This is a genomic window from Gluconacetobacter diazotrophicus PA1 5, from assembly GCF_000021325.1.
GTDB lineage: Bacteria > Pseudomonadota > Alphaproteobacteria > Acetobacterales > Acetobacteraceae > Gluconacetobacter > Gluconacetobacter diazotrophicus.
This window is the reverse complement of sequence record NC_011365.1, coordinates 2,586,742-2,613,132: the sequence shown is the minus strand read 5'-3', so window position 1 is coordinate 2,613,132 and position 26,391 is coordinate 2,586,742. Positions and strand designations below refer to the sequence as shown.

General features: G+C 69.1%; 25 protein-coding genes. 8 read left to right on the top strand and 17 right to left on the bottom strand.

Translation table 11 applies throughout. From position 1 onward, the window contains the following. Nucleotide 1: 1 nt before the first annotated feature. The 9 genes from GDIA_RS11885 to tkt form a co-directional block, all read right to left on the bottom strand. On the bottom strand, nt 2–550 hold the full coding sequence (locus tag GDIA_RS11885; RefSeq protein ID WP_012222552.1) for a gluconokinase: 549 nt from the start codon (nt 548–550) through the stop codon (nt 2–4). Then, on the bottom strand, nt 547–1,251 hold the full coding sequence (gene rpiA / locus GDIA_RS11880) for a ribose-5-phosphate isomerase RpiA (protein WP_012222551.1): 705 nt from the start codon (nt 1,249–1,251) through the stop codon (nt 547–549). Before rpiA ends, GDIA_RS11885 begins: the two co-directional genes overlap by 4 nt. Before the next feature lie 64 nt (nt 1,252–1,315). Further along, nucleotides 1,316–2,053: a 6-phosphogluconolactonase gene (pgl, locus tag GDIA_RS11875; protein ID WP_012222550.1), complete on the bottom strand. Its 738-nt coding sequence runs from the start codon at nt 2,051–2,053 to the stop codon at nt 1,316–1,318. Beyond that, nucleotides 2,053–2,874: a Cof-type HAD-IIB family hydrolase gene (locus tag GDIA_RS11870; protein WP_012222549.1), complete on the bottom strand. Its 822-nt coding sequence runs from the start codon at nt 2,872–2,874 to the stop codon at nt 2,053–2,055. Before GDIA_RS11870 ends, pgl begins: the two co-directional genes overlap by 1 nt. A gap of 42 nt (nt 2,875–2,916) precedes the next feature. Further along, on the bottom strand, nt 2,917–3,795 hold the full coding sequence (locus GDIA_RS11865; protein ID WP_012222548.1) for a Cof-type HAD-IIB family hydrolase: 879 nt from the start codon (nt 3,793–3,795) through the stop codon (nt 2,917–2,919). After that, nucleotides 3,792–5,324: a glucose-6-phosphate dehydrogenase gene (gene zwf, locus GDIA_RS11860; RefSeq protein WP_012222547.1), complete on the bottom strand. Its 1,533-nt coding sequence runs from the start codon at nt 5,322–5,324 to the stop codon at nt 3,792–3,794. The genes GDIA_RS11865 and zwf overlap by 4 nt, the downstream gene beginning before the upstream one ends. 44 nt (nt 5,325–5,368) lie before the next feature. Then, the gene (gnd, locus tag GDIA_RS11855) at nt 5,369–6,367 is read right to left on the bottom strand and encodes a phosphogluconate dehydrogenase (NAD(+)-dependent, decarboxylating) (RefSeq protein WP_012222546.1); all 999 of its coding nucleotides are present in this window, start codon (nt 6,365–6,367) and stop codon (nt 5,369–5,371) included. Nucleotides 6,368–6,478: 111 nt separating this feature from the next. After that, nucleotides 6,479–9,346 carry a bifunctional transaldolase/phosoglucose isomerase gene (locus tag GDIA_RS11850; RefSeq protein WP_012554268.1) on the bottom strand — a complete coding sequence of 956 codons (2,868 nt, stop codon included), beginning with the start codon at nt 9,344–9,346 and terminating at the stop codon, nt 6,479–6,481. A gap of 115 nt (nt 9,347–9,461) precedes the next feature. Continuing rightward, complete coding sequence (gene tkt, locus GDIA_RS11845) at nt 9,462–11,573, bottom strand: transketolase (protein ID WP_012554267.1); 2,112 nt, start codon at nt 11,571–11,573, stop codon at nt 9,462–9,464. Between the two features lie 425 nt (nt 11,574–11,998). On the opposite strand from tkt, the gene GDIA_RS11840 reads away from it, so the two are divergent. The 4 genes from GDIA_RS11840 to GDIA_RS11825 all read left to right on the top strand — a co-directional run bounded on the left by GDIA_RS11840 (nt 11,999) and on the right by GDIA_RS11825 (nt 15,111). Further along, the gene (locus GDIA_RS11840; protein WP_012554266.1) at nt 11,999–13,072 is read left to right on the top strand and encodes an MBL fold metallo-hydrolase; all 1,074 of its coding nucleotides are present in this window, start codon (nt 11,999–12,001) and stop codon (nt 13,070–13,072) included. 41 nt (nt 13,073–13,113) lie between these two features. Then, nucleotides 13,114–13,635: an ankyrin repeat domain-containing protein gene (locus tag GDIA_RS11835; protein WP_012554265.1), complete on the top strand. Its 522-nt coding sequence runs from the start codon at nt 13,114–13,116 to the stop codon at nt 13,633–13,635. A gap of 69 nt (nt 13,636–13,704) precedes the next feature. Beyond that, a complete protein-coding gene (hisC, locus tag GDIA_RS11830) occupies nt 13,705–14,775 on the top strand; it encodes a histidinol-phosphate transaminase (protein ID WP_012554264.1) in 1,071 nt (356 codons plus the stop codon). Between the two features lie 60 nt (nt 14,776–14,835). After that, nucleotides 14,836–15,111, top strand: a complete 276-nt coding sequence (locus tag GDIA_RS11825; RefSeq protein ID WP_012554263.1) for a hypothetical protein — start codon at nt 14,836–14,838, stop codon at nt 15,109–15,111. A gap of 298 nt (nt 15,112–15,409) precedes the next feature. Here GDIA_RS11825 and GDIA_RS11820 read toward each other — a convergent pair whose 3' ends face one another. After that, the gene (locus GDIA_RS11820; protein ID WP_012554262.1) at nt 15,410–17,092 is read right to left on the bottom strand and encodes a Na+/H+ antiporter; all 1,683 of its coding nucleotides are present in this window, start codon (nt 17,090–17,092) and stop codon (nt 15,410–15,412) included. Nucleotides 17,093–17,276: 184 nt separating this feature from the next. On the opposite strand from GDIA_RS11820, the gene GDIA_RS11815 reads away from it, so the two are divergent. Together GDIA_RS11815 and gabT are read left to right on the top strand one after the other, a co-directional pair. Next, complete coding sequence (locus GDIA_RS11815) at nt 17,277–18,050, top strand: EAL domain-containing protein (protein ID WP_012554261.1); 774 nt, start codon at nt 17,277–17,279, stop codon at nt 18,048–18,050. A 139-nt stretch (nt 18,051–18,189) separates the two neighbouring features. After that, on the top strand, nt 18,190–19,461 hold the full coding sequence (gene gabT / locus GDIA_RS11810) for a 4-aminobutyrate--2-oxoglutarate transaminase (RefSeq protein WP_012554260.1): 1,272 nt from the start codon (nt 18,190–18,192) through the stop codon (nt 19,459–19,461). A 15-nt stretch (nt 19,462–19,476) separates the two neighbouring features. Here gabT and GDIA_RS11805 read toward each other — a convergent pair whose 3' ends face one another. From GDIA_RS11805 to GDIA_RS11780, 6 genes are read right to left on the bottom strand one after another with little or no spacing between them, the layout of a single operon-like run. Next, a complete protein-coding gene (locus tag GDIA_RS11805; protein WP_012554259.1) occupies nt 19,477–20,037 on the bottom strand; it encodes a thioredoxin-like domain-containing protein in 561 nt (186 codons plus the stop codon). After that, complete coding sequence (locus GDIA_RS11800; RefSeq protein ID WP_244410085.1) at nt 20,034–20,576, bottom strand: MauE/DoxX family redox-associated membrane protein; 543 nt, start codon at nt 20,574–20,576, stop codon at nt 20,034–20,036. The genes GDIA_RS11805 and GDIA_RS11800 overlap by 4 nt, the downstream gene beginning before the upstream one ends. Before the next feature lie 21 nt (nt 20,577–20,597). Beyond that, nucleotides 20,598–21,104 carry a cytochrome c family protein gene (locus GDIA_RS11795; protein WP_012554257.1) on the bottom strand — a complete coding sequence of 169 codons (507 nt, stop codon included), beginning with the start codon at nt 21,102–21,104 and terminating at the stop codon, nt 20,598–20,600. A 6-nt stretch (nt 21,105–21,110) separates the two neighbouring features. After that, nucleotides 21,111–21,698: a methylamine dehydrogenase light chain gene (locus GDIA_RS11790; protein WP_012554256.1), complete on the bottom strand. Its 588-nt coding sequence runs from the start codon at nt 21,696–21,698 to the stop codon at nt 21,111–21,113. 34 nt (nt 21,699–21,732) lie between these two features. Further along, entirely contained in the window at nt 21,733–22,365 is a 633-nt protein-coding gene (locus GDIA_RS11785; protein ID WP_012554255.1) for a thioredoxin domain-containing protein, read from the bottom strand. Between the two features lie 13 nt (nt 22,366–22,378). Further along, nucleotides 22,379–23,596, bottom strand: a complete 1,218-nt coding sequence (locus GDIA_RS11780) for an amine dehydrogenase large subunit (RefSeq protein WP_012222511.1) — start codon at nt 23,594–23,596, stop codon at nt 22,379–22,381. Nucleotides 23,597–23,910: 314 nt separating this feature from the next. Between GDIA_RS11780 and GDIA_RS11775 the strand changes: the two genes are divergently transcribed. Together GDIA_RS11775 and GDIA_RS11770 are read left to right on the top strand one after the other, a co-directional pair. Then, nucleotides 23,911–24,867 carry a LysR substrate-binding domain-containing protein gene (locus GDIA_RS11775; protein WP_012554253.1) on the top strand — a complete coding sequence of 319 codons (957 nt, stop codon included), beginning with the start codon at nt 23,911–23,913 and terminating at the stop codon, nt 24,865–24,867. A gap of 110 nt (nt 24,868–24,977) precedes the next feature. Beyond that, on the top strand, nt 24,978–25,460 hold the full coding sequence (locus GDIA_RS11770; RefSeq protein ID WP_012222506.1) for a hypothetical protein: 483 nt from the start codon (nt 24,978–24,980) through the stop codon (nt 25,458–25,460). 69 nt (nt 25,461–25,529) lie between these two features. Here GDIA_RS11770 and GDIA_RS11765 read toward each other — a convergent pair whose 3' ends face one another. Continuing rightward, a complete protein-coding gene (locus GDIA_RS11765) occupies nt 25,530–26,369 on the bottom strand; it encodes an MIP/aquaporin family protein (RefSeq protein WP_012222505.1) in 840 nt (279 codons plus the stop codon). Nucleotides 26,370–26,391 lie beyond the last annotated feature (22 nt).

The following is a 26,391-nucleotide window of genomic DNA, read 5'->3' as shown; positions in this document are numbered from 1 at the left end:
CTTATCGCTTGATGCGGTATTTCAACTGGCCGATCGTCTTGGCGATGACTTCGGCCGGGGCGTTTTCGCTTTCGATGACCAGCGCGTGCTCGTCCGCCGTGGGCTCTTCCAGGGTCGCGAGCTGGCTGGGCAGCAGGCTGGGCGGCATGTAATGCCCCGTGCGCCGAGCCAGCCGGGCCTTCAGGATCGATTCCGGCACCTTGAGATACACGAACACCACCGGGTCCATATCCCCCTGGCGCAGCACGTCGCGATAGGCGCGTTTCAGCGCCGAGCAGGTCAGGATGCCGCCGCCGCCGTCCCTGATCCGGGCCTCGATCCACGCCCGGCATTGTGCCAGCCAGGGCCAGCGATCCTCGTCCGTCAGCGGAATGCCGGCGGCCATCTTCTCGACATTGGCCCGGGGATGCAGCAGGTCGCCTTCCTGGTAGGGCCAGCCCAGGATGTTGTGCAGTCCTTCGGCCACCGTGGTCTTGCCGCAGCCGGACACGCCCATGATGACCAGGATCTGCGGCCGGATGCCCGCCGCTTCCGGCAGGGGGGCGTTCATGCCGCCACCAGGCGGGTCAGGCCGCTGCGGCCGGCCACGATGACTTCGGACGTGCGACGGATGAACAGTCCGCTTTCGATCACGCCCACGATGGCGCGGATGTCCGCCGCCAGTTGCGGCGGGTCGGCGATGGGGCCGAAGGCGCAGTCCAGGATCATGTTGCCGCCGTCGGTCACGAACAGGCCGCCATTGCGGTCCATGCGCTGCGACACCCGGGCGCCGAGTTCGCCCAGTTGCCGCGCCGTGCTTTCCCAGCCGAACGACGTGACTTCGACCGGGACCGCGACCCGGCTGCCCAGATGATCGACCAGCTTGCTTTCATCGACCACGATGATGAAGCGCTTCGCTGCCGAGGCGACGATCTTTTCGCGGAACAGGGCGCCCCCCAGACCCTTGACCAGGTTCAGCGAGCCGCGTTCCACCTCGTCCGCGCCGTCGATGGCCATGTCGAGCTGCGGATGGGTGGCGAACGTCACCAGCGTGATCCCATGCGCGCGCGCCTGTTCGGCCGAGTGTTCCGAGGTGGGGATGGCCACGAAGCGCAGCCCCTCGGCCCAGCGGCGGCCCAGCGCGTCGATCATCATCGCCGAGGTGCTGCCCGATCCCAGCCCGACGGCCATTCCGTCCTGGACCATGGCGGCGGCTTCTTCCGCCGCCATGCGTTTCAGTTCAATCATCGGGTCCGAATTCTGGACGCCCATCTTGCTTCCTCCCGGAACCTGCCGGTGTTCCGGCGGTCCTCTTGTCTTTCGCGCCGGCCGATTTTCAGACGGCGGCGGCCGCCTTGTCCAGCAGCCAGACCAGTTCGCCCTCGGTCGTGATGTGGCTGGCGGGTTCGGCGGGGTCGCCGGCCCGAACCTTGGCGAAGGCTTCCCGCTTGCCGGCACCGGCCAGCATGAACACGACATGCCGGCTGGAATGGATGGCGGGGTAGGTCAGGGTCAGGCGGGTATGCGGCGCGTCGTCCGGCACGCAGGTCGAAACCCACAGCCTGCGTTCCTGCAGCACCGGCTGGCGGGGGAACAGCGACGCGGTATGGCCGTTGTCGCCCAGGCCCAGCATCACGACGTCGAACAGCGGGCGGCCGGGTTGCAGCGTGTCCGCGCCGTACACCGCCTGCAGTTCCGCCTGGTAGCGTGCGGCGGCGGCGGCGGGGTCGCCCTCGGTCGGCATCGGGTGGACGTTGGCCGGCGGAATGGAAATGTGCGACAGCAGCGCCGTGCGCGTCATGGTGTAGTTGCTGGCCGGGTCGGTGGCCGGCACGAACCGTTCGTCCCCGAAGAAGAGCTGCGTGCGGTCCCACGGAAAGCGGGTGGCGAAATCGGCCGAGCCCAGGATTTCATACAGTCGCTTGGGGGTGGACCCGCCGGACAGCGCGACCACGAAGGGGCCGTCCGTCTTGGCCAGGGCCTGTTCCGTCAGCCATCTGGCCATATATTGCGCGATCGCCTCGCCATCGGCGAGGACGATCATTTCGCCGGTTTTCACATCATGACCGCTCATCAGACATCGTCTCCGAGAATATAGCGTTCCACCCCGATGGCGAATCCTTCCTCCTCGGAGGAGGTGGAAACGTGGGTGGCCTGTGCCTTGACCTCGTCTATCGCCTGGCCCATCGCAATGGACAGGCCGCTGCGCACGAACATCAGCACGTCGTTGGGCTGGTCGCCCAGGGTCGCCATCTGCGCCGCCGGGATGCCCAGCAGCCGTTCCAGCGCCTTGACCACCCCGCCCTTGTTGGCATCATGGTGGGTGACGTCGACATAATAGGGCTGCGACCGCGCGGCCGAGGCCGCGTCGCCCAGCGCCTGCTGCAGGTCGTGCTCGACCTTCTTCATCAGTTCCAGATCGTCGCTGACGCCGGTGATCTTGACCACCTGGTCCAACTGCGCGCCGACATCGGCGACCTTGGGCGGGAATTTCACCGTCCACTGCTCGCGCGCCACATGGGGCGCCTCGGCGTTCGAGACGATCCAGTCGTTGCCATTATACACCCACGGGTCGACCCGATGGTCGCGCAGGATCTCCAGCGTGCGGCGCGCGACGTCCTGGGTCAGGGTGTGGGCCTCGATCACCGAATAGTCGGGGCGGACGATCATGCCGCCGTTGAAGCCGGCGATCGGCTGGTCGATATGCAGCGGGTCGATCACCATCTTCATGCCCAGCGGCGGCCGGCCGCTGGTGATGGTGAACACGATCCCCCGCTCGCGCAGGCGTTCCACGGCGCGGATGGCGCGCGGGGTCAGGATCTTCTCCCGCGTGACCAGCGTGCCGTCGACATCCGCGAGAACCAGGCGGATCGGTCCCGATTGTGTAGCCGTCATTTCATCATCCCCTTGGCCATCATTCCCTGGGCCATCGTCCCCTCAGGCCCTGTTCGCCTGGGCCCTGTTCGCCTGGGCCCGGGGCAGGACATATCGTTCCATGGCATGCGCCCAGCCATCCTGTTCGTTGGTGTCGGTCACGAAGTGGGCGTGCGCCTTCACCCCGTCGGGGGCGTTGCCCATCGCGATCGAGACGCCGGCCTCGTCCAGCATCGGGATGTCGTTGTTCATGTCCCCGATGCAGGCCACGTCATGGATATCGATATCCATAAGCCGCGCCAGTTCCAATGCCGCATAGCCCTTGTTCGCCTGGGGATGGGTAATATCGAGGTAATAGTCCGAGGAACGGTGCACGCTGGCCCGGCCGGCCAGCCGGGTGCCGATGTCCGCCTCCATCCGTGCCAGCAGGGGATAGTCGGACGAAGCGCCCATGATCTTGCCCACATCGTTGTAATGCCCGGCAAAATCGGGCAGCACGACCGGGTCGGTCTGCACCGTGCGGCGTTCGCGCTCGACATACGCGCCGTCGGGATCGGTGATCAGCCAGTCATGGCCGACGAACAGCCACGCATCGACGCCGTGGGATTGCAGCATCCCGACCGCCTGTTGCGCCGCGTCCGGGTCCAATGACAGACGCGAGATGATGGTGCCGTCCGGCTGCGTGACCAGGCCGCCGTTCAGTCCGGCGCGCGGCGTGTCGATCCCCAGCGGGCCCAGGAACATCTCCATCCCGCGCGGGGGGCGGCTGCTGACCAGGCACAGCGCGATGCCGGCGGCGCGCAGCGCCCGCGCCGTGTCCAGCACCGCCGGCGTCAGGCGCTTGTCCGGCGTGACCAGCGTGCCGTCGATATCGGAAATGACCAGGCGGATGCGGTCCGACGGGCCGGCACGGCGGGCCGCGCCCGGGTCCGTGGCCGTCATTCCGCCAGGTCCTGCCATTGGCGACCGTCGCGCGCCAGCAGGGCGTCGGCCTCGATCGGGCCGGCCGATCCCGCGGCGTAGGGGCACAGCGGCGCGGCCTCGGTCCGCTCGCCCCAGTCCAGGGCGGGCTGCACGGCGCGCCATCCGGCCTCGATATTGTCGGCGCGCTGGAACAGCGTCGCATCGCCGGTCAGGCAATCATAGATCAGCGTTTCGTAGCCGGTGCTCGGCCCCTCGCTGAACCATTCGGAATAGTCGAACTTCATCCGCACGCCGCCAAGCCGCACCGTCGGGCCCGGGATCTTGGCCCCGAACTGCAGGGTGACGCCTTCGGTCGGCTGGATGTGGATGGTCATGATGTTCGGCGTCAGCCGGTCGACCGGCGTGTCGCGGAACAGCGCGTAGGGCGCGCGGCGGAAATGGATCGCGATTTCGGTCTTGCGCACCGCCAGCCGCTTGCCGGTGCGCAGGTAGAACGGCACGCCGGCCCAGCGCCAGTTATCGATGGCCAGCTTCATCGCCACATAGGTTTCGGTGCGCGAAGCCGGCGCCACGTCCGGTTCGTCCCGATAGCCACGCACCGGGGTGCCCCCCAGGACGCCGCCGCCGTACTGGCCGCGCACCACGTCTTCCGGCCCCGTGCAGTGGATGGCCTTCAGCACCTTGGATTTCTCGTCGCGCACCGCGTCGGCGTCGAACGAGACCGGGGCCTCCATCGCCGTCATGGCCAGCAACTGCATCAGATGGTTGGGCACCATGTCGCGCAGCGCGCCGGTGCCTTCGTAAAAGCGGCCGCGCTTTTCCACGCCCACGGTTTCGGCCGCCGTGATCTGGACATGGTCGATGTTCTGGCGGTTCCACAGCGGTTCGAAGAACCCGTTGGAAAACCGCAGCGCCATGATGTTCTGGACCGTTTCCTTGCCCAGGTAATGGTCGATCCGGTAGATCTGCCGCTCGCGCAGGGTGCGCAGCAGGCGGATGTTCAGTTCGCGGGCCGAATTCAGGTCGTGGCCGAACGGCTTTTCGACGATGACGCGGCGATAGGTCTCGCCCACCTCGTCCGTCAGGTGGGATTCGCCCAGGCGGTCCACGATGGTGCCGAAGAAACGCGCCGCCACCGCCAGGTAGAAGACGGCATTGCCGCTCCCGATGCGCGCGCCCAGCCGTTCGAACGTCGCCGGGTCCTCGAACGAGCCGCGCAGGTAGGACACGCGGGTGTTCAGCCAGCGCCAGATGTCGTCACGCAGCACGGCGGCGGCGGTGCCGCGCTTGGCCACGAAATCCTGCAGCGCCTCGTGGAACTGGGCGCGCAGGATGTCGTCGGACAGTTCGGCCCAATCGACGGCAACAATGGAAAAACCGTCATCCAGCAACCCGGCGCAGGCCAGGTTGTAGATGGCGGGGACCAGCAGCCGCTTCGTCAGGTCCCCACCCCCGCCGAAGACGACGAAGGTGCACGGGGGAGCACGCCGCGGCTGCAGGCCTGCCCCCTGGATTTCGGACGATGCAGACGCGACGATTCCATCCATGTCAGATTTTTCCCTGAACTGTTGCCACCCGTCGTTTTGAGGACTCAGTCCTTCTTTTCGACGTGCCCGCCGAAGCCGAACCGCATGGCGGAGAGGACCTTTTCCGCATAGTTGTTGCCGGTACGCGAGCGGAAGCGCGTGAACAGCGAGGCGGTGATGACCGGGGCCGGCACCGCTTCCTCGATCGCGGCTTCCAGCGTCCAGCGGCCTTCGCCGGAATCCGCGACCTCGCCCGTGAATTCGGACAGCGACGCGTTCTTGGCCAGGGCTTCGGCCGTCAGGTCCAGCAGCCAGGACGACACGACGCTGCCGCGGCGCCAGACTTCCGCGATGTCGGCCATGTTCAGGTCGAAGCGCTGGTCTTCCGGCAGCTTGGGCGAGTTCTTGGACTTCATGATGTCGAAGCCTTCGGCGAAGGCCTGCATCATACCGTACTCGATGCCGTTATGGACCATTTTCACGAAATGGCCGGACCCGGCGGGGCCGCAATGCAGGTAGCCCTTCTCCGCCCGGGGGTCGAGGCCCGGCTTGCCGCGGTCGGGGGTCGGCGCGACATCGCCCTTGCCCGGCGCCAGGGCATCGAGGATCGGGTCGATATGGTCGGTCGAATCCTTGGTGCCGCCGTACATCATGCAGTAGCCGCGCTCCAGGCCCCACACGCCGCCGGAGGTGCCGACGTCGACATAGTGGATGCCCTTGTCCGCAAGCTGGGCGGCACGGCGGATATCGTCCTTGTAGTACGTGTTGCCGCCATCGATGACGATGTCGTCCTTGCCCAGCAGGCCGTACAGTTCCTGCACCGCGTTCTCGGTGATCTCGCCGCACGGCAGCATGACCCACACGATCTTGCGCTTGGCCGTCAGCTTCGCGACCAGGTCGGGCAGGCTGGTGGCGGCGACGCCGCGGCCGCCTTCGATCCGTTCGGAAACCTTGGACACCGTCGCGGCGTCACGATCGAACAGGACCACGTCATGCCCGTGCCGCGACAGGCGGACGGCGATGTTTCCGCCCATGCGGCCCAGGCCGATGATGCCGATTTGCATGTTCTTGAATCTCCTTGGCGCGGCCCTTCGCCACGCATAATTCGGCCGCCCGGGCGGTGCCCGGGGGCCAGCAGAAATGCCCCGTCCGCAGGACGGACGGGGCGGTTCGGATCAGAGCGCGGCGGTGATCGCCTGGCCCAGCGCCTGCAGGCCGGACTTCAGGTCACCCGATATATGCACCCGCAGCGCACGGCGTCCCCGTTCGGCCAGGACGTCGAAATCGCCACGCGCCTGCGCGGCCTTGACCACGCCGAAGGTGAACTTCTCGCCCGGGACCGGCAGGTCGGCGGCATCGTCGGCCGTGATCTGCAGGAAGACGCCGCTGTTGGGCCCGCCCTTGTAGGCCTGGCCCGTCGAATGCAGGAAGCGCGGCCCGAATTCGGCGGCCGTCGCGACCTTCAGCGCGTCGCGGATGGCCAGGCGGGTACGCTGGATCCAGGCGCGGTGTGCATTGTCGCGTTCGATATAGGCCAGCAGCCCGACATAATCGCCCGCCTTCACCCGGCCGAAATGGGCCTTGAGGATGGCGGCCAGCGAGTCGCCCTTCAGCGCCGCCGCGTTGGTCGCGTCGGCGAAGAACGAGAAGGCGCCATCGGTCGCGAACGGCGTTTCCGGCGGCAGCTTGCCCGTCTCGTTATAGGCGGTCGTCAGCTTCTTGGTTTCGATCTTCGACGCCTCGACATCCGGCTGGTCGAAGGCGTCGATCCCCAGGATGGACCCGGCGACGGCGGTGGCGAATTCCCAATGGAAGAATTCCTGCGCGATCTGCCGCTTGTCCTGCAGGTGGATCGTCACCACCGGCTCGCCCGCCGCGACCAGGGCCTTGACGGCCTCGTCCTCTTCCGAACAGGCGTCCGTTTCCAGGCGCAGATAGGCGAAGACGCGGTCCTTTCCGTACAGCGCGGGCGCGCCCAGCGTCTCGTCATCGATGGGGATCAGGCCGCGGCCGATCTTGCCGGTCGATTCCGCCAGAAGCTGTTCCATCCACGCGCCCATGTCGCTGATCGGGTGCGAGGTCACGAACGTCACCTTGTCGCGGCCGAACTGCGTGGCGGCGACGCCCAGCACGGTGCCCAGCACCACGCCCGGGTTCAGCGCCGGCGGCACCGAGGCGGCCGAGGCCTTCACCCCGCGCAGCGCGGAGTCCAGGAACAGCTTCAGCGGCACGCCGGAGGCGGCGGCGGGGACGATGCCGAAATTCGACAGCACCGAATACCGGCCGCCGATCTGCTTGTCGCCGTAGAAGATCTTCCAGAACCCGTCCTTCTTCGCGACCTCTTCCATATGCGAGCCGGGATCGGTCACGGCCACGAAGTGGCTGCCGACCTTGTCGCCCAGCACCTTCTTGGCCGCGTCGAAGAAATAGGCCTTGAGGATGTTCGGCTCCAGCGTGCCGCCCGACTTGGACGAGACGATGAACAGCGTGTGGGCGAGATCGACCTTCTTCTCGAACGCCTTGATCTGCTGCGGGTCGGTGCTGTCCAGCACGTAAAGGTGCGGGAAGCCGTCATGCTTGCCGAAGGTTTCGGCCAGCACTTCCGGCCCGAGGCTGGAACCGCCCATGCCCAGCAGCAGGATGTCCTTGAACCCCTTCTGCTTCACTTCGGCCTGGAAGGCTTCCAGCGCCGGCAGGTCGGCCAGCCGGTCCTCGACGATATCCAGCCATTTCAGCCATTTGGATTCGTCCTTGCCGGTCCAGACGGTGGCGTCGCGCGCCCACAGGCGGCGGACGGTGCCGTCCTTGCGCCATGTGTCCAGGCTGGCCTTCACCGCCGCGTCGATGTCGGCGGGCAGGTTCAGCGTCGTGGTGGTCAGCGCATGGCCCAGCAGGGCGTTCTGCTTGGTCGCGACCGAGCCCAGCAGGTCGTCGAACGCGTCGGCGAACGAGGACACGCCTTCATTGACCAGCGTGGTCGTCACGCCGTCCAGGTCCAGGCCCAGGCGCTTGGCTTCCGCCATCACGTGGCGTGCGCCCTCGACGTCCTCGGTCAGCGAGGCACGGACCTTGCCGTGGTCGCGGAAGGCATCGAACGTGGCGGGCGGGATGGTGTTGACCGTGTCCGGGCCGATCAGTTCCTCGACATACAGCACGTCGCTGAACGTCTTGTCCTTGGTGCCCGTGCTGGCCCACAGCAGGCGCTGCGTCTGCGCGCCGGCGGCCGCCAGCTTCTGCCAGCGGGCGGATTTCGTGACCTCCAGCCAATGCTGGTAGGCGACCTTGGCGTTCGCGATCGCGACCTTGCCGCGCAGCGCCTTCAGCGCCGCCGCGTCCTTGTCGCCGGCCGCCACGCGGTCGTCGATCTTCTTGTCGATCTTGCCGTCGATGCGGCTGACGAAGAACGAGGCGACGCTGGCGATGCCCGACACGGGCAGGCCCTTGGCGTGCCGGTCCTCGAGCCCCGCGATGTAGGCCTCGAGCACCTTCTTGTAGGCGTCGATCGAGAACAGCAGCGTGACGTTGATGCTCAGTCCCTCGGAAATCACGGTGCGCACCGCGGGCGCGCCCTCGTCCGTGCCGGGGATCTTGATCATCAGGTTTTTGGCATCGACCGCCTTCCACAGGCGGCGGGCCTCTTCCACCGTGCCGTGCGTGTCGCGCGCCAGGTAGGGCGAGACTTCGAGGCTGACATAGCCGTCCAGGCCCTTGGTCGCTTCATAGACCGGGAACAGGACCTTGGTCGCCGCCTTGATGTCGTCGATGGCCATGGTTTCGTACAGGGTGCCGGCATCGACGATGCGATGGGCCAGGATGTCCTTGTACTGCGGATCGTAATCGGTGCCCTGCCCCATCGCCTTCTGGAAGATGGCGGGGTTGGAGGTCACGCCCTTCAGCCCGTCCTCGTCCACCAGCTTCTTCAGGCTGCCGTTCTCGGTATAGGATCGCTGGATGAAGTCCAGCCACGGGGACTGGCCGAACTGTTCCAGTGCCTTGAGCGGATTGGCGGCGCCCTGAACACCCGTCTTCTGCACGACGTTCATGGTGTTGCTCCTTCGTTGTCATGGCGGGTTATCGCCGGCCAAAAGCCGGTCCCCGCCCCTTTCGGTAACCGAAACGGGCCGGGGCGCGCCGCGTGGCGGGCGCCCCGGCCACGAATCAACCCTTGGCCACCTGCTTGCGCGCTTCGGCCAGGACGGCTTCGACGGTGAAGCCGAATTTCTTGAACAGTTCGCCGGCCGGGGCCGAGGCCCCGAAGCCGTGCATGGCGATGATCGAGCCGCTGAGGCCGACATAGCGGTCCCAGCCGACCGGCGAGGCCATTTCGACCGCGACGCGGTTGGTGACCGTCGGCGGCAGGACGCTGTCGCGGTATTCCTTCGGCTGGGCCTCGAACAGGTCCCACGACGGCATGGAGACCACGCGCGCCTTGACCCCTTCGGCCTTCAGCGTCTCGTACGCCGAGACCACCAGCCCGACCTCGCTGCCCGTCGCCATCAGGATGACGTCCGGCGTGCCGTCGCAATCGCCCAGCACGTAGGCGCCTTTGGCCAGGCCCGACGCCGGGGCATAGACCGTGCGGTCCACCGTCGGCAGGTTCTGGCGGCTGAGGATCAGCACCGACGGGCGGTCGGTCATCGGGATCAGCGTGCGCCACGCTTCCGCGACCTCGTTCGCGTCCGCCGGGCGGATCAGCGTCACGCCGGGGGTGGCGCGAAGCTGCACGAGCTGTTCGATCGGCTGATGGGTCGGACCGTCCTCGCCCACGCCGATGGAATCATGCGTGAAGATATAGACGACCGGCTGGTTCATCAGCGCCGACAGGCGGATCGGCGGCTTCATGTAGTCCGAGAAGATCAGGAAGCCCGAGCAGTAGGCCCGGATGCCCGCCAGCGAGATGCCGTTGCAGATCGAGCCCATGGCGTGTTCGCGCACGCCGAAATGCAGGTTGCGCCCGCCATAGGTGCCGTTCCATTCCGGCGGCTGGAACGAGCCCGCGCCCTGGAAGGTCAGGTTGGTCTTGGTGGACGGCGACAGGTCGGCCGAGCCGCCGATCAGCCACGGGAAGTTCGGCGCGATCGCGTTCAGCACCTCGCCCGAGCTCTGGCGCGAGGCCACGCCCTTGGCGCTGGGCTCGTACACCGGGATGTCCTTGTCCCAGCCTTCCGGCAGGCGATTGGACAGGATGGCGTCCACTTCCTTCGCCAGGTCGGGATAGTCCCTGGCGTAGGACGCGTACAGCGCCTTCCACTGCGCGCTGGCAGCGGCGCCACGGGCGCCCAGGCCCTTCTGGAAATGTTCCAGCACGCCGTCGGGGACGTAGAAGCTCTTGTCTTCCGGCCAGCCATAGGCCTTCTTCGCGCCGCGGATTTCCGCGTCGCCCAGCGGTTCGCCGTGCGCCGAGGCGGTGCCGGCCTTGTGGGGCGCGCCCCAGCCGATGACGGAATGCACGATGATCAGGGTCGGACGGCCGGTTTCGGCCTTGGCGTCCGCCAGCGCCGCCAGGAAGGCCGCCTGGTCGTTGGCGTCCTTGACCTCCAGCACGTGCCAGCCATAGCCCTCGAACCGCTTCTGCACGTTCTCGGTGAAGGCGATGTCGGTCGAGCCCTCGATCGAGATGCGGTTGCTGTCGTAGATCCAGGTCAGGTTGCCCAGGCGCAGGTGGCCGGCCACCGACGCGGCCTCGCTGGCCACGCCTTCCATCATGTCGCCGTCACCGCAGAACGTGTAGACGTGATAGTCGAACAGCGGGAAGCCCGGCTTGTTGAAGCGGGTGGCGAGCCATTTTTCCGCCATCGCCATGCCGACGGAATTGCCGCAGCCCTGGCCCAGCGGGCCGGTCGTCGTCTCGACGCCCGCCGTGTGGTGGTATTCCGGGTGGCCGGGGGTGCGGGAATCGAGCTGGCGGAACTGTTCCAGGTCCTTCAGCGTCAGCGACGGCGCGTCCAGCACCGTGCCGTGCTTCACGTCGCGGATGCCGGCCAGGTAGATCAGCGAATAGATCAGCATCGAGGCATGGCCGATCGACAGCACGAACCGGTCGCGGTTCGGCCACAGCGGATCGGCCGGGTCGTAGCTGAGGACGTTCTGCCACAGGGCGTAGGCCGGCGCCGCCATGGCCATCGGCGTGCCCGGATGGCCGGAATTCGCCTTCTGCACCCCGTCCATGGACAGGGTACGGATGGTGTTGATGCACAGCACATCCTCGGCGGACGGGCCGGTGGCCCCGCCTTCGAAGGCCCGAACAGGTTGGGTGAATATGGAACGCATTAAATCGCCTTCTCCATTATGGTTGCCCTGTCTCATCCATCCGATCGGGTCCCCTGCCCATGAAGCGGCCACGCTGCGCCGGTCATCCCGGCGGCGGCACGCACGCTTCGATACCATGGGTTGAGGACTGCCCTTGCCTGGGGATCCCGTTCGTCATTTTTTTGTCATCCGGTCGCGACCCTGGCCGTTCTGTGACCCTGGCCACCCGGGGGCCCGGACGAATTTTCCGCAGTACAATCTCACGACCTCCCCCCGGGGGCAAGTCACGTGACGGACCCAAAAAACGTTCGCAGTAATAGAGCGCCGGCTGGCCGCAGGATTCCAGTCCCCGCTCATCACGAGTTCTCGACCGTGGCGCGCGCGGGGGCGGGTCGCGTGGACGGGGCGGGCGCGCCATAATGGGCGCCCGCGCGTGGAGGACCATGATGCCGCCTGCCCCCCTGCCCGTGTCCGACCATTGCGACGGGCGCCGTTTCTTCAATCCCGCCAGCATCCTGCCGCCCCCCGCGCCTGCCGCCGCCGGCGGGGCGCCGCGCCCCGGGCGCCTGCTGTCGATCCTGCGCTGGCAATGGGCCCGCCGCCGCCGCGCCGCCTGGCCCGTGCCGCCGCAAGGGCCCGCCCCGGCGGGCGACCCGCATGCCGCGCCGGCCCCGGGCCATGCCCATGTCACCTTCATCGGACATTCCACCTTCCTGCTGCGCCTGCGCGCCGCCGACGGGTCGGTGGTGACGGTCCTGACCGACCCCGTCTTTTCGGACCGCTGTTCGCCCGTGCGCTGGGCCGGGCCGCGCCGGGTGCGGCCGCCGGGCCGGGCGATCGGCAGCCTGCCCCGGGTGGACGCGATCGTGGTGTCGCACTGTCATTACGACCATATGGACCTGGACAGCCTGGCCTTCTTCGCCCGCCGCGACGCGCCGGTCGTCATCACGCCGCCGGGCAATGCGCGCCACCTGCGCGGGTCGGGCCTGCGCGACGTCGTGGAATGCGACTGGTGGCAGGGCCACACGGTCGGGGGGCTGCGCATCACCTGCACGCCGGCGCGCCACGGGTCGGCCCGCACGCCGTTCGACCGGAACCGGGCGCTGTGGGGCGGGTTCGACATCCGGCCGGCGGAGGGCGCGGCGCCTTCGGTCTTCTTCGCGGGCGACAGCGCGCACGGGCGGCACTGGGGGCAGATCCGCGCGCGGCTGGGCGCGCCGGACGTCGCCCTGCTGCCCGTGGGCGCCTATGACCCCCGCGAGCTGATGGCGGCGGTGCACACCACGCCCGAGGAAGCCGTGGCGGCGATGGCCGAACTGGGCGCGGCGCAGGCGATCGGCATGCATTTCGGCACCTTCCGCCTGACCGACGAGCCGTTCGACGAACCGCTGCACCGGCTGGCCGCGTCCTGCGCGGCGGCGGGGCTGGATGCCGGCCGGTTCACCTGGCTGGCGCATGGGGAATGCCGGGCCTTCGCCGCCGCGGCGCAGCCCCTACTCGCACAGCAGGCGGCCCGCTGATAGGATCGGGGCCCCGATTCACCCGACTCCCCGAGGCCATGATGAACCAGACGCCGTCCCCCGCCCCGGACCAATTCAGCGCCGACGACATCGCGGGCCTGTTCCTGGACGCGGCGCGGGACGGGCAGACCGACCTGGTCGCCGCCTTCCTGGAGGCCGGGATCAACCCCGACACCTGCAACGATCGCGGGCATTCCGCCCTGATCCTGGCGGCGTACAACAGCCATGCCGAAACCGTCGCCTGCCTGATCAAGGGGGGTGCCACGGTCGACCTGCGCGACGGCAAGGGGGCGACGGCGCTGGCCGGCGTGGCCTTCAAGGGCGACGTGGAGGTGGCGCGGCAACTGGTGGCGGCCGGCGCCGCGATCGACGCGCCGAACCATGTGGGGCGGACGCCGCTGATGTTCGCCACCATGTTCAACCGCGCGCCGATGGCCGCCTTCCTGCTGGAATGCGGGGCCGATCCCGACTACCGGGACGGCGAGGGCGACAGCCCCCGGCTGCTGGCCGCGCGGAACGGATTGGCCGCGCTGACGACGCTGATGCCGGCGGCGCGTTCCTGACCGCGTTCCGTTCCCGAGGATGATCCTCTAGAAGGGCACGTCCTTTCCTTCCCGCCAGCGGAACCTGTCATGAGCCGTTTCTGGAGCCCCGTCGTCCACCGCCTGACGCCCTATGTCCCGGGCGAGCAGCCGAAACTGACGAACCTGATCAAGCTCAACACCAACGAATCGCCCTATGGCCCGCCGCCTGGCGCGCTGGAGGCGATTCGCGCCGCCGCCGACGATACGCTGCGGCTGTATTCCGACCCGACGTCCGAACGGCTGCGGGCCGCCATCGCGCAGGCCCACGATGTCGGCATGGACGAGATCTTCGTCGGCAACGGATCGGACGAGGTGCTGGCCCATGCCTTCCACGCGCTGCTGCAGCATGACGCGCCGCTGCTGACGCCCGACATCACCTACAGCTTCTATCCGGTCTATTGCGGGCTGTACGGCATCGCGCACCAGCCGGTGCCGCTGGACGACGCCATGCGGATCGACGTGGACGACTACCGGCGCCCCTGCGCCGGGCTGGTGCTGCCCAACCCCAACGCGCCGACCGGCATCGCGCTGGGGCTGGGACAGATCGAGACCCTGCTGCGCGCGCAGCCCGACCGGGTGGTGGTGATCGACGAGGCCTATGTCGATTTCGGCGCCGATACCGCGATTCCGCTGGTGCGGCGGTTTCCGAACCTGCTGGTGGTGCGCACCCTGTCGAAATCCCACGCCCTGGCCGGGCTGCGGGTCGGGTACGCGATCGGCCATCCCGACCTGGTCGAGGCGCTGAACCGCGTCAAGGACAGCTTCAATTCCTATCCGCTGGACCGGCTGGCCCAGGCCGGGGCCGCCGCCGCCATCGCCGATCGGGAATGGCTTGCACGAACCACGGGAAAGATCATAAAAACACGGATCGGGCTGACATCCAGCCTGAGGGGCCTGGGGTTCGAGGTATTGCCCTCGCAGGCGAATTTCGTGTTCGCCCGCCATCCTGATCGTGACGCCGCACACCTGGCCGCCGCCCTGCGGGAGCGGGGCATCATCGTGCGTCATTTCAGGACGCCCAGGATCGCGGAATGGCTGCGCATCACGGTCGGCACCGACGAGGAATGCCGGGTCCTGACCGATGCGCTGGGCACCATCCTGACCCGGAACGCGGACTGACCACACACTGTCCGGCCGCCCCCCGGCCCGACCTCTCACTTTCTGATATGGACGAGTACCATGCGCGCATTCCACGGCCAGATGTCCGACAACCAGCCGATCCGCCGCACCCACGCGGAAAAGCAGAAGCAGTTGCGCGACCTGCGCGAGACACTGGCGGCCATGAAATCGCATACTGCCCCCACCCTGCGCGAGAGCGTGCAGAAGCGCATCCGCCAGCTCGAGGCCGAACTGGCCGCCGCCCCGGCCCTGAAGGACCAGCCCGCCGGCGCCCCGCGCACGCCCCGGGGGGACCGGCCGGCCGGGGGATCGCCCCGGCGCATCCGCACCCTGTGACGGCATAGGGGCCGGGAATGGACCTGTCGCGCCGCCTGCTGTGCGGGGGCGCGGCCGGCCTTCTCGTGCCCGGCTGCCGATGCGCTGATCCGCTTCGGGGCGGACCGGGCGCGGAGGCGCGCCTGCGGCGCATATAAAAGGCTGTTTCAAAAACCCCGATGCTGAGCGAGAGCGGCCCGAAGGATCGCGCCCGTCGTGTGTTCCCGCGCACCGAAGCGGAGCGGCCTTATGGGCCGAGAGCATCGGAGCACAGGAAACGCGCGTCGGATCGCCGGCAGCGGGGCTTTTGAAACAGCCGTCACGCGACGCGTGGCAGGGTCCGGGCGCGGTTGCGCAGGACCTGTTCCTCGTAATCCATTTCCTGCTGCAGCAGGGATTCGGTTTCGTCATTGACGTACTGGGCGGCGCGCAGGTTGCGCAGTTCGATCCGCGACGCGCGCAGGTTGGTCAGGCGGATCGCCAGTTCCAGGCGCATGCGCCGGATCGACCCGACCTGCGCCGCGCTGGCCGCGCCGTCACCGTCGCGCTGCAACTGGCCCAGGCGGTTTTCATATTCCTGCATCAGGCGGGCGATGATCTCGATCCGGGTTTCGCCGGCCTCGTCGCGGATCTTGGCCCGCGCGGTCAGGGCCGCCTGTTCGTCGCGCATGGCGCGGATCATCGTGCGCAGCAGCACCAGCCGCGCCCAGTCGACCTCGCGCGCCTGGGGATCGACCTGCCCGGCCGGCATGCCGCGCGCCAGCCAGGGCAGGGTCAGGCTGGCCGCCAGCAGCGACACCAGGATGACCCCGGTGGCCAGCGTCACCAGCAGGTCGCGGTCGGGAAAGCCCGGCACGTCCCCCACCGCCTGCGGCAGGGACAGCACCGCCGCCAGCGTGACCGCGCCGCGCACCCCCGCGACCGTGCCGACCAGCACGGTGCGCAGGCCCGGCCAGTGCATCGCCCCGCGTTCGTGCCGGGCCCGCCACGCCGCCACCGCCAGGATGATCCACAGCCCCGCGAAGCGCAGCACGCACATGGCCAGGTGGATGGCGACGATGACCAGAAGCAGCAGCCAGGGCGACCGGCCCGCCTGCCGCACCAGCGCGATCCCGTTTCCCGCCAGGTCGGGCAACTGCAGGCCCAGCAGCAGGAAGATGATGGAATTGAACACGAAGCCGACCATGTCCCACGTCGTGCGGGCCTGCAGGCGGGTGGTGATCTGGGTTTCCTGCAGCACGCCCGTCAGCTTGGCCGTCATGCCGCCCGCCACCGCCGCCAGGATGCCCGAGCACCCCACGAGTTCGGCCAGCAGGTAGGCGGCGAAGGGCAGCAGCAGCATGAAGGTGACCTGGGTCGGCGGGTCGTCGTACCCCCGGCGCAGCAGCATCCGGTCCAGCCGCGCCGCCGCGTAGCAGACCAGGATGCCGATCGCGATTCCGCCCAGCGACAGCAGGCCGAACGTGGCCAGCGCGCCGCGCAGCGAGAACGCCCCCGTTACGGCGGCCACCGCCGCGAACCGGAAGCAGACCAGGCCGGACGCGTCGTTCAGCAGGGATTCGCCGTCCAGCACGTGGACGATGGTGCGCGGCACGGACGGCCCCAGCATGCCGCCCACGGCCACCGCGTCGGTCGGCGACAGCACGGCGGCCAGCGCGAAGCAGGCCGGCAGCGCCAGCACCGGGATCAGCCAGTGCACGGCATAGCCGCACAGGATGGTGGTCCCCACCACCATCGGCACCGCCAGGGCGAAGATGATGCCGCGCAACTGGCCGAATTCGCGCGTCGGCATGCGGAACGCATCGCGGAACAGCAGCGGCGGAATGAACAGCAGCATGAACATGTCGGGGTTCAGCACGACATGCAGCCCCGCCACGGACCCCACCACCCCCAGCGCGATCTGCCACAGCGGCAGCGGGATGGGCACGGGCAGAAGCCGGGAAAACAGGCTGCTGATCGCGGCCACGAACAGCAGGATCAACCCCACGATGACGTCGTGCATGGCCGCGCTTCGATTTCCCCGATGCCGATCCGCGAAAGATCATCACGGTTGCGGACACGCTACACGGATTTCCCGCGACTGGCCATGCGGGGCGTCCCGGATAGCGAAGCGGCTGGATATGGGCTGCTTTCCGGGACCGACATGCGATAGTCATGAATTCGAATATCCACGTCCGGAACCCCCCATGACAGCATCACCCCCGTCCAGTCGCGCCCCCTGCCAGGCCTGCCACGACCATCAGGATCTGTTTCCGTTCACGATGGCCTTCCAGCCCGTCGTCGATCTGGTGAATCGCCGCATCGACGGGTACGAGGCCCTGGTTCGCGGCCCTGGGGGCGAGGGCGCGCCGAGCGTCCTGGCGCAGGTCACGGAGGAAAACCTGTATGCTTTCGATCAGGCGTGCCGCACCCGGGCCATCCGGCTGGCGTCCCGGCTTGGGCTGGACCGCCGCCTGAGCATCAATTTCCTGCCCAACGCCGTCTATAACCCGCGCGCCTGCATCCAGGCGACGCTGCAGGCCGCCCGCGAAAGCGATTTTCCCCTGGAAAACCTGACCTTCGAGATCCTCGAGACCGAACATCTGACCGAGACGAAGCACCTGCAGGACATCATCGGCGAATATCATCACCATGGCTTCAAGGTCGCCCTGGACGATTTCCCGACCGGACAGTCCGGGCTGATGCGGCTGGCCGATCTCAAGCCCGACATCATCAAGATCGACCGGGCCCTGGTACAGGATTGCGACCGGGACCAGGTGCGCCGCACGATCATCGCCGGCATCATACGGATTGCCACCGATCTGGGCGTCAAGGTCGTGATCGAGGGCGTGGAGCGCCTTGAGGAGGTGCGGGCCCTGCACGCCGTGGGCGGCCGCTTCTTCCAGGGGTTCTTCTTCGCACGGCCGCTGTTCGAGCAGATCGCGCGGGACGGCGATATCGACTGGCCCGTCATGGCCTGACGGACGCCCCCGGCCACCGGGAACGGCGTGGCGGGCGGTGACCGGACGTCACCGGGGACGACCGACAAGGCGGCTCCCGCGTCGGCGGGGCGTGGCCTACATCTGTCGGGCGGATTCACGCCAGACGAGGACAGGCACGATGTCATCCACCAATTCCGATCTTCAGGCCCGGCGCGAGGCCGCGGTGCCGCGCGGCGTCGCATCGGCCACCGCCATCCATGCCGCGCGGGCGGAGAATGCCGAGCTGTGGGATGTCGAGGGGCGGCGCTATATCGACTTCGCCGGCGGCATCGCGGTGCTGAATGTCGGCCATCGCCACCCCCGTGTGATGGAGGCGGTGCGGCGGCAGGCGGAGCTGTTCACCCACACCGCGTTCCAGGTCGCGCCGTATGAATCCTACATCGCCCTGGCCGAGCGGCTGAACGGGCTGGCGCCGTTTCCCGGCCCGGCGAAGACCATCCTGTTTTCGACCGGGGCCGAGGCGACCGAGAACGCCGTGAAGATCGCCCGCGCGGCGACCGGGCGCAGCGGCGTCGTGGCCTTTACCGGCGCCTTCCACGGCCGGTCGCTGCTGGCGTCGGCGCTGACCGGCAAGGTCCGGCCGTACAAGGCGCCGTTCGGCAGCATGCCGGCGGGCGTCTATCACGTGCCGTTCCCGGCCGGGGAGGTCACGGTCGAGGACAGCCTGAAGGCGCTGGATTTCCTGTTCGCGGCCGATATCGATCCGGCGCAGGTGGCCGCCATCATCATCGAGCCGGTACAGGGCGAGGGCGGATTCCGTCCGACCCCCGCCGCCCTGCTGCGGGCGCTGCGCGCGGTCTGCGATACGCACGGGATCGTGCTGATCGCCGACGAGGTGCAGACCGGCTTCGCGCGGACCGGGCGGCTGTTCGGCATCGAACTGTCGGGCGTGGCGCCGGACCTGGTCTGTATCGCGAAATCGCTGGGCGGCGGCTTTCCGCTGTCGGGCGTGATCGGCCGCGCCGCGCTGATGGATGCGGTGGGGCCCGGCGGGCTGGGCGGGACCTATGCCGGGGCGCCGATCGCCTGCGCGGCGGCGCTGGCGGTGCTGGACGTCATTGCCGAAGAGGGGCTGGTGGAGCGGGCGAACGCGATCGGCGCCCTGATCCGCGACCGGCTGGAGGGGATGCGCGTCCGGCGCGGCCTGACGCCGATCAGCGCGCCGCGCGGGCCGGGAGCCATGATCGGCTTCGACATCCTGGAGGGGCCGGACGGGCCGGTGCGCGCCGGCGGGGCCGCCGCGATCTGCGCCCGCGCCGCCGAACGGGGGCTGATCCTGCTGTCATGCGGCATCCAGGGCGAGACGGTGCGCATCCTGGTGCCGCTGACGGCGCCGGACAGCCTGATCGAGGAAGGGCTGGCGGTCATCGAGCAGGCGCTGGCGCTTTAAATCCGGGCCCTGGCCCTACGCCGCCCGCCCGGCGGCGGCGGGGATCAGGGCTTCGACCTGCCGCCGCGTATTGACCACGTCCTTCGCCAGGATGGTGCCGTTGGAATCCAGCAGCACCAGGGTCGGCAGGCGGCTGACCTGCAGCACCAGGCCCAGTTCGACCCCCGTGACGAAGGCGACGCCGCCCAGGCCCATCCGGTCGCGCATCGCGACCAGTTCGGGCGGGGCGCCGTCCCCGACCAGGACCGGGTCCAGTCCGCGATCACGCGCCACGTCCAGCGCGACGGGCAGCACGCGCTTGCAGACCGGGCAGTCGGGCGCCACGAACAGCAGCATGCGCACGGTGCCCGGCGGCAGGGCCTCGCCCATCGGGAACGGCGCGCCGGACAGGGTGCGCATGGTGATGCGCGGAATCACCTGCCCGACATCCAGCCCGGACTGGGGCTGCTGCAGGCCGATGGGGGCGATGCGTTCGTGCAGCACCCCGATCTGGCGGGCCAGGGCCAGCACGACCAGGACCAGGACGACGATCGCGGCGAACAGCAGGATCTGCGAGACGATCAGGGCAGTCATCATGCGGACGGTTCCTCGGCACCGGCGGGCAGCAGGTGCGATGCGGCCAGCCCCAGCGCCAGCAGGCAGGCCCCGGCGGCCAGGGACTGATAGCGCAGCAGGGCGGCGGCGGGCAGGCCGGCAAGGCCGGGCAGCAGCGCCGGCGGCGCCAGCAGCAGCGTGCGGGCCACCGCGCCCCACGACAGCCGCGCCGAGGCCAGGCCCGGCAGGCAGCCGCAGGACAGGTCGGTCCGGCCGCGCATCACGTTGACCGCCATGGACAGTGCGAACAGCACGAACAGCAGGGCGGCCCCGTACCCGGCCGCGCGCACGGACACCCCGCCCAGCAGCATCGCGCCCAGGACGGTTTCCACCGCCCCCAGCGCCCAGGCGGCGGGGCCGAGCAGCGGATCGGGCAGCAGCCGGTAGGCGGCGAGCGTGCCAAGGAACGTGTCGCGATCACGCAGTTTCGCAATCCCGGCGGCCAGCAGCAGCACGCCGACGCCCCCGGCGAGCAGCGCCGCCGTTACCGGCGCGACTGCGTGGTCGAACGAATCCATCATCTCTCCCTGTTCCATATCCCGTCAGCGTTCGCGCGCGGCCTGCGCGGTGTCGTATTCATGCAGCCCCCGCGCCGCCGGGCAGGCGCGCACCACGCCCCGGACCACCTGGTCACGGTACATGTGCAGGTCGGCCACCCGCAAGGGTTGTGCCCGCAGGGCCGCGATTTCGTCCGGCGTGTAGGGCCGGCCGCCCGGCGGCACGCTGGCGCCGCCCAGGGTGAAGACCACGAAATTCATCATGTCGGCCAGGTCGTGCGACGACAGGTTGGCGAAGGCCACGTTCGGCAGGCGGACCAGATAGTCCCGCCCTTGGCCGGTACACAGGAAATAGCCCACCTGTCCGGCCAGGTCGGGCACCACCTGGCGCCCCGAGCGGCCCTGGATGCCGTGGCAGCCGCCGCAGCCCACCAGGTAATGGCCCTGGACCATGGGCACGACCGGCATGCCGGCCGGGGCCGGAACGCCGTATGCGAGGACCGGTGCCGCCGCGATGGCGGCGAGCAGGCCGAGAACCGGCAGCCGACGCACCGCCCGTCAGCCGGCCTGGCCGATGATCGCGGCGGTCGAGCAATGATAGGCGGTCGAGGCCGTGCCGAAGCACCAGATGATATCGTTGCTGGCCTGCGGCCGATAGATCGGCATTTCGCGGTCGGCGGTGTTGCACGAACAGGATTTGGGGGCGGCGCAGAGGCTGCGGCCGCAGCAGTCGCGATAGGCGATGACGTAGGCGCGGCCGTCATCGGGGTTGCGGCAGGTGCCGATCCACGACACCGGCGAGGGCTGGGTGCCGGGCGGGCAACTGTGCACCCCGCCGCCGCAGCAGCCGCACAGTACGCCGTCGATCGCGCAATGGCGCCAGTACGTGCATTTGGTGGGATCGGCGGATTGCGCGCGGCGTTCGAAATCGCTGAGCGCGGGGTCGGGCGTCGCCGGGGCGGGACCGGACGTAGCGGCGGGCGTGGCGGCGGGCGCGGCATCGGCCCGGGCGACCGGCAGCAGCGGGAAGGCGGGCGCGACCGCCATGGCGGCGCCGATGCGCCCCAGCATGCCGCGCCGCGACGAACGTGCCGCCAGGCGCCGGGTGACGGTTTCGCCCAGCGTGTCGAGGAAAGAGACCGGCATTGACGTTTTACACTCCTCAGAGCCTGGCGGCCCGTCAGGCCGCGTGAGGGCGGGCATCCAGGTAGGATTGCACGGACACATGGCCGGTTTCGCCTGCCACGACCAGGCTTTCCAGATGTTCGCGGCTGTTGACCAGGCCCTTGGCCACGATCGTGCCCGTCGCATCCAGCAGGAACGCGAAGGGCAGCTTGTCCACCCCCAGCATGCGGCCGATTTCCGGATCGTTCACGAAACGGGACGGTGAAATGGCGAACCGCGCGGTCAGGTCGTGCTGCATCGCGTCGGTATCGTCGCCCAGGCACAGCAGGTCGATGGCTTCGCGACGCGTGAAATCCCCCGCGATGGGCAGCATCTTGCGCGAGATGGGGCAGGCGCCGGAGACGAACAGCAGCAGCGTGCTGCCGCCGTCGGCGCGGCTGCCGCCCAGCGCGACCTCGCCCCCGTCCAGCGCGCGCAGGATGCGGGACGGCAGGCGCACGCCGGGGGCGGGACCGCCGGACGTCATCAGCGCGCCCACGGGCGCCACGCGGGCGAACAGGCGGCGCATGCGCCGGAACAGCAGCGCCAGCACCGGCACCAGCGCCAGCAGCAGCAGCCAGTCCAGCACCTGGGTCCAGGCCAGGATGGCGCTGGTATCCAGCGCGGCCATGGAATGGGAATCGATCATCGTCCCGTCCCCGTCACAGGTCGGGCGCCAGCAGCATGGGGCCGGCCTGGGCCTCGATACTGCGGCGGAGCGTGCCGGTGCGCACGTCGATGACCGCCATCGTCCCGTCCTGGGCCGCGGCGTAGAGCAGCGGCGCGGCATCCGCGCTGACCGCGATGCCGCGGGCGGGCGCGGGCAGGTCGATGCGCCGCACCAGCGCGTGGCGGGCGGGATCGAGTTCCCAGACCTCGGTGCCCGGGTTCTTGTGCGTCCAGTAGGTGCCGGTGTGCATCAGCACGAACAGGTGCCCGGTGGCGCGGTTCCAGGCGAAGGGCTGCGACCCGCCGGGACGCCATGCCAGTTCCTGCACCCCGGTGCCCGCCGCCGGCTGGCCCGCCGCCTGCTGGATGGACCAGGGGGCCGCGATCACGGGCGCCTGGCCCAGCGCCGCGTCGTAGACCTTGCCGGTATAGGAGACGAACAGGGCGTGGCCGGTGGCGCGGTCCACCGGCGCGCCCTCGAAGATCGGGTCGGTGTTCGCGTCGAAGAACGGGGTGGTGTGGGTGACGGTGGGCTTGCCGCCGTCATAGCCGACATTGGTCAGCGAACCGTCGCCGCACAGGCTGGAGAAGCCGCCCGATTTCCAGGGATAGACCAGGGCGCAGCCGGGGATGTCGACCGTCCGCGCCACCGCGGCATGGGCCAGGTCGACGACCGTGACCGATGTCGCCGGGCTCATGTTGAAGCTGTAGGCCCATCTGCCGTCGGCGCTGAGGGCGAAGTCGCGCGACTGGTACACCGCCAGCGCCCGGGGCGGCAGCGTGATTTCGCGCCGCAGGGACAGGGTGCGGGCGTCATATTCCTGCAGCAGGTCCTGCCGCGTGCCGTGGTCGACGCGCGACCAGATCGTATCGGCCACATAGACGCTGCGCCGGTCGGGCGACAGCGCGATATTGCCCACGATGCCGGCGGGAATGGTGCCGAGGATGCGCCCGGCATCGGCGTCATAGAGCGTGTAGGCGGTGCGGGCGGTGGGCGGCAGGACCCAGTGCGGGGCGAAAGGCGGCAGGGTGGCGACGTCGCTCTGTTCCGCCTCCAGCACCGGGGGGACGGCGGCGCGGGACGGCGCGGGCGCCCCCGCCACGGCCACCGCCACGGCCAGTCGGGCGGCCAGCAGCGCGCCCGGCACCGCCAGGCCGCGCGGCACGCGGCGGCTTTCCGTCAGGCCGGTCCGGTCATGAGATATCGCCATCCATCGCATCATGCAGACTTCCGCAGTTTCAGGCCCCGAGCGGCCCGGCGGGGCGAAGTATATCCACCGGCCCCGGGGTGGTTTTACCGGGCTTCGGCACGCGGCAGAATGGAACCCGAGCGGTCTATGTTCGAAAATTTCATTTTGTTGCCGGCAAGGCACAGTTTCTGTCCCCCCGCTTCCGGCACACCGGATTTTTCTTAGTTGACCGTAACGTTGCGTGGAAGGCGCCTTCGCGTGCGGCGGTGGTGACAAAAAGGCACCGGTATGCGCACATGGTCCCCCGACCCGAGCATCCGAGACTGCGGAGCCCCATGTCCGACCGGCGCCCCCTTCCCCCGTTCGCCCCGTTGCGGGCCTTCGACGCCTTCGGCCGGACCGGCGGCATTCGCCGGGCCGCGACCTGGCTGGGCGTGGACCACGCGGTGGTCAGCCGGCAGGTGCGGGCGCTGGAGCAATGGATCGGGGTGCCATTGCTGGACCGGTCCCCCGGCCAGGGCCAGGGAACGCTGAACGCGGCGGGCCGGGCCTATCACGCGCGGATCGCGGCGGCGCTGGACGAGATCGCGAGCGCCACCGAGGCGCTGCGCCTGGGCGACGCGTCGCACCTGAGCGTCTGGTGCGTGCCGGGCTTCGCCTTCCACTGGCTGGTGCGACGGCTGGGCGCGTTTCGTGCCGAACATCCCGAGATCGACCTGGTGCTGCGCCCGACCGACGCGCGGGCGTCGTTCTGGTCCGACGGGGTGGATGCGGATATCCGCTATCGGCTGGACGGCGCGCCCGGCGGTGCGCCCGATGGCGCGTACGACACCCCGGGCATCCGCCGGGTGGATCTGGCGCGGCCGGTGGTGTTCCCGGTCGCCAGCCCCGATTTCATCCGCCGCGCGGGCACGATCCGCACGATCGGCGACCTGCCGGCGCTGCCGCTGCTGGCCGAGGAGGACAGCCACGAATGGCTGGCATGGTTCGCGCGGCAGGGCGTGGCCGTGCCCCGCATCACCCCGGCGGCGCGGCTGTGGCATGCCCATGTGGTGCTGGCGGCGGCACGTGAGGGACAGGGCGTGGCGCTGGCCAATCCGTTCCTGGTGGCGGACGACCTGGAGCGCGGTACGCTGGTGCGGCTGGGCCCGCCGGGCGCGCCGTTTCCGGGCGTGGAGATCGGGGCCTATACGCTGTTCGTGCCGGAAACCCGGCGGGACCGGCCCGCCCTGGTGCGCTTCAGCACCTGGCTGTCGCGCACCGCCGGCGCGTTCCTGCCGCCGGAGCGTTAAATCCCCTGCGCCGGCACGGGAAATCTGGTTATGATCGCGCGATTCCAGACTGGGACACAGAAAATGGGTATGCCAATCGGTGACGGGGTGCCGGCCCCCCTGACCCTGCCATGACGGCGGGCCGGCGCGTCGCGGCGTTGCTGCTGGGGATGGCGGTCGGCCTGGGCGGCTGCGTGCAGCCGACCGGCCCGGTGTTCGGCGACTGGTACGGCTATCCGCCCCTGCCCGGCCCGCAGGCCTATGTTTCCGTCGAACTGGTGCTGCTGGGCCCGCCGACCGCGCGCCAGGGCCGGTTTCGGATGCATACGCAGACGATGTGGCTGGACGCCGCGCAACAGAACCAGTCGGACTATATGGGCGGCACCTGGACCGCGCAGCCGGTGACGATCGACGGCCAGGCGTGCCTGCGGATCGACCTGTCCGGCCTGAGCACCGGCATGCACCACGAGACGCTGATTTCGCATTTCATCGAACTGCCGAACGGGATGCTGGTGCCCGCCACCAGTGACGGCAGGCCGGACCTCAGCCCCGGCGGCCTGGCCTTCCGCCTGGCGCCGCGCCCGCGCAACAGCTTCGCCTACGGCCGGGTATGATACGGGAAAGGCCGCGTGATTCCCCGGGGAATCACGCGGCCGGTCCCTGTTCCCCCTGCTCCGTCGTCCCTATTCCGCCGCGCGGGGCGGCGGGGTCGTGACCACGGCGTGCAGGGCCTTCTGCGCGCGGATGTGCGCCGGCAGGAACGGGTGGACCAGATATTCATAGACCGTGGCCCCCACGACGCCGCCGATCAGCGGCCCGGCGATCGGCACCCACCAGTAATTCCCCGGCGAGGGGAAGGCCGATTGATCCCATCCGGCGAAATAGGCGAACAGGCGCGGACCGAAATCACGGGCGGGGTTGATGGCCCAGGCCTCCAGGTAGCCCATCGAGGCGCCGATCAGGGCGACGAGGAAACCGATGATCAGGGCACCGAAATTCGCGCCCGGCGCCATTTCGTTATATTGCTCGGTAATCGCGAAGATTCCGAACAGCAGGAAGGCGGTCAGGATGATCTGGTCGCTGAACGCGTGCATGGGCGTGATGGCGTGGCCCGGATGGGTGAAGAAGACCCCGGCCGCGCCCCCGGCCGCGCGCGTCAGGTGGTGCACCGTGTTGAAATCGTCGATGACGGTGACATACAGCGCATAGACGATGGCAGCCCCGAGGAAGGCGCCGATGATCTGCGCGATGCAGTACGGCACCACCTTGCGCCACGGGAAATGCCGGTAGATCGCCAGTGCCAGCGTGACGGCCGGGTTGGCGTGGGTGCCGGACACCGAGGCCGTCGCATAGATGGCGATGGTAACGCCCAGCCCCCAGGAAATGCACACGCCCCAGTAGGCGTTCAGGTAGGGACTGGGATCGTACAGGATGTACATCGCCGCGACGGAATCGCCGAAGGCGATGATGATGAGGACGGCGAGCGCTTCGGAAATCAGCTCGCCGAGAAATTCTCTGCTCATGGGTTCTTCCCCCCACATGGTC

Coding starts and splice junctions, on each gene's coding strand:
- GDIA_RS11770 (WP_012222506.1), top strand. CDS start 24,978: ATGACGGCGGGCCGGCGCGTCGCGGCGTTGCTGCTGGGGATGGCGGTC.
- GDIA_RS11840 (WP_012554266.1), top strand. CDS start 11,999: ATGCCGCCTGCCCCCCTGCCCGTGTCCGACCATTGCGACGGGCGCCGT.
- GDIA_RS11805 (WP_012554259.1), bottom strand. CDS start 20,037: ATGATGACTGCCCTGATCGTCTCGCAGATCCTGCTGTTCGCCGCGATC.
- GDIA_RS11850 (WP_012554268.1), bottom strand. CDS start 9,346: ATGAACGTCGTGCAGAAGACGGGTGTTCAGGGCGCCGCCAATCCGCTC.
- GDIA_RS11820 (WP_012554262.1), bottom strand. CDS start 17,092: ATGCACGACGTCATCGTGGGGTTGATCCTGCTGTTCGTGGCCGCGATC.
- gabT (WP_012554260.1), top strand. CDS start 18,190: ATGTCATCCACCAATTCCGATCTTCAGGCCCGGCGCGAGGCCGCGGTG.
- GDIA_RS11785 (WP_012554255.1), bottom strand. CDS start 22,365: ATGATCGATTCCCATTCCATGGCCGCGCTGGATACCAGCGCCATCCTG.
- GDIA_RS11800 (WP_244410085.1), bottom strand. CDS start 20,576: ATGATGGATTCGTTCGACCACGCAGTCGCGCCGGTAACGGCGGCGCTG.
- GDIA_RS11885 (WP_012222552.1), bottom strand. CDS start 550: ATGAACGCCCCCCTGCCGGAAGCGGCGGGCATCCGGCCGCAGATCCTG.
- gnd (WP_012222546.1), bottom strand. CDS start 6,367: ATGCAAATCGGCATCATCGGCCTGGGCCGCATGGGCGGAAACATCGCC.
- pgl (WP_012222550.1), bottom strand. CDS start 2,053: ATGAGCGGTCATGATGTGAAAACCGGCGAAATGATCGTCCTCGCCGAT.
- tkt (WP_012554267.1), bottom strand. CDS start 11,573: ATGCGTTCCATATTCACCCAACCTGTTCGGGCCTTCGAAGGCGGGGCC.
- GDIA_RS11790 (WP_012554256.1), bottom strand. CDS start 21,698: ATGCCGGTCTCTTTCCTCGACACGCTGGGCGAAACCGTCACCCGGCGC.
- rpiA (WP_012222551.1), bottom strand. CDS start 1,251: ATGGGCGTCCAGAATTCGGACCCGATGATTGAACTGAAACGCATGGCG.
- GDIA_RS11835 (WP_012554265.1), top strand. CDS start 13,114: ATGAACCAGACGCCGTCCCCCGCCCCGGACCAATTCAGCGCCGACGAC.
- GDIA_RS11775 (WP_012554253.1), top strand. CDS start 23,911: ATGTCCGACCGGCGCCCCCTTCCCCCGTTCGCCCCGTTGCGGGCCTTC.
- GDIA_RS11815 (WP_012554261.1), top strand. CDS start 17,277: ATGACAGCATCACCCCCGTCCAGTCGCGCCCCCTGCCAGGCCTGCCAC.
- GDIA_RS11825 (WP_012554263.1), top strand. CDS start 14,836: ATGCGCGCATTCCACGGCCAGATGTCCGACAACCAGCCGATCCGCCGC.
- GDIA_RS11870 (WP_012222549.1), bottom strand. CDS start 2,874: ATGACGGCTACACAATCGGGACCGATCCGCCTGGTTCTCGCGGATGTC.
- GDIA_RS11865 (WP_012222548.1), bottom strand. CDS start 3,795: ATGACGGCCACGGACCCGGGCGCGGCCCGCCGTGCCGGCCCGTCGGAC.
- zwf (WP_012222547.1), bottom strand. CDS start 5,324: ATGGATGGAATCGTCGCGTCTGCATCGTCCGAAATCCAGGGGGCAGGC.
- GDIA_RS11765 (WP_012222505.1), bottom strand. CDS start 26,369: ATGAGCAGAGAATTTCTCGGCGAGCTGATTTCCGAAGCGCTCGCCGTC.
- GDIA_RS11780 (WP_012222511.1), bottom strand. CDS start 23,596: ATGGCGATATCTCATGACCGGACCGGCCTGACGGAAAGCCGCCGCGTG.
- hisC (WP_012554264.1), top strand. CDS start 13,705: ATGAGCCGTTTCTGGAGCCCCGTCGTCCACCGCCTGACGCCCTATGTC.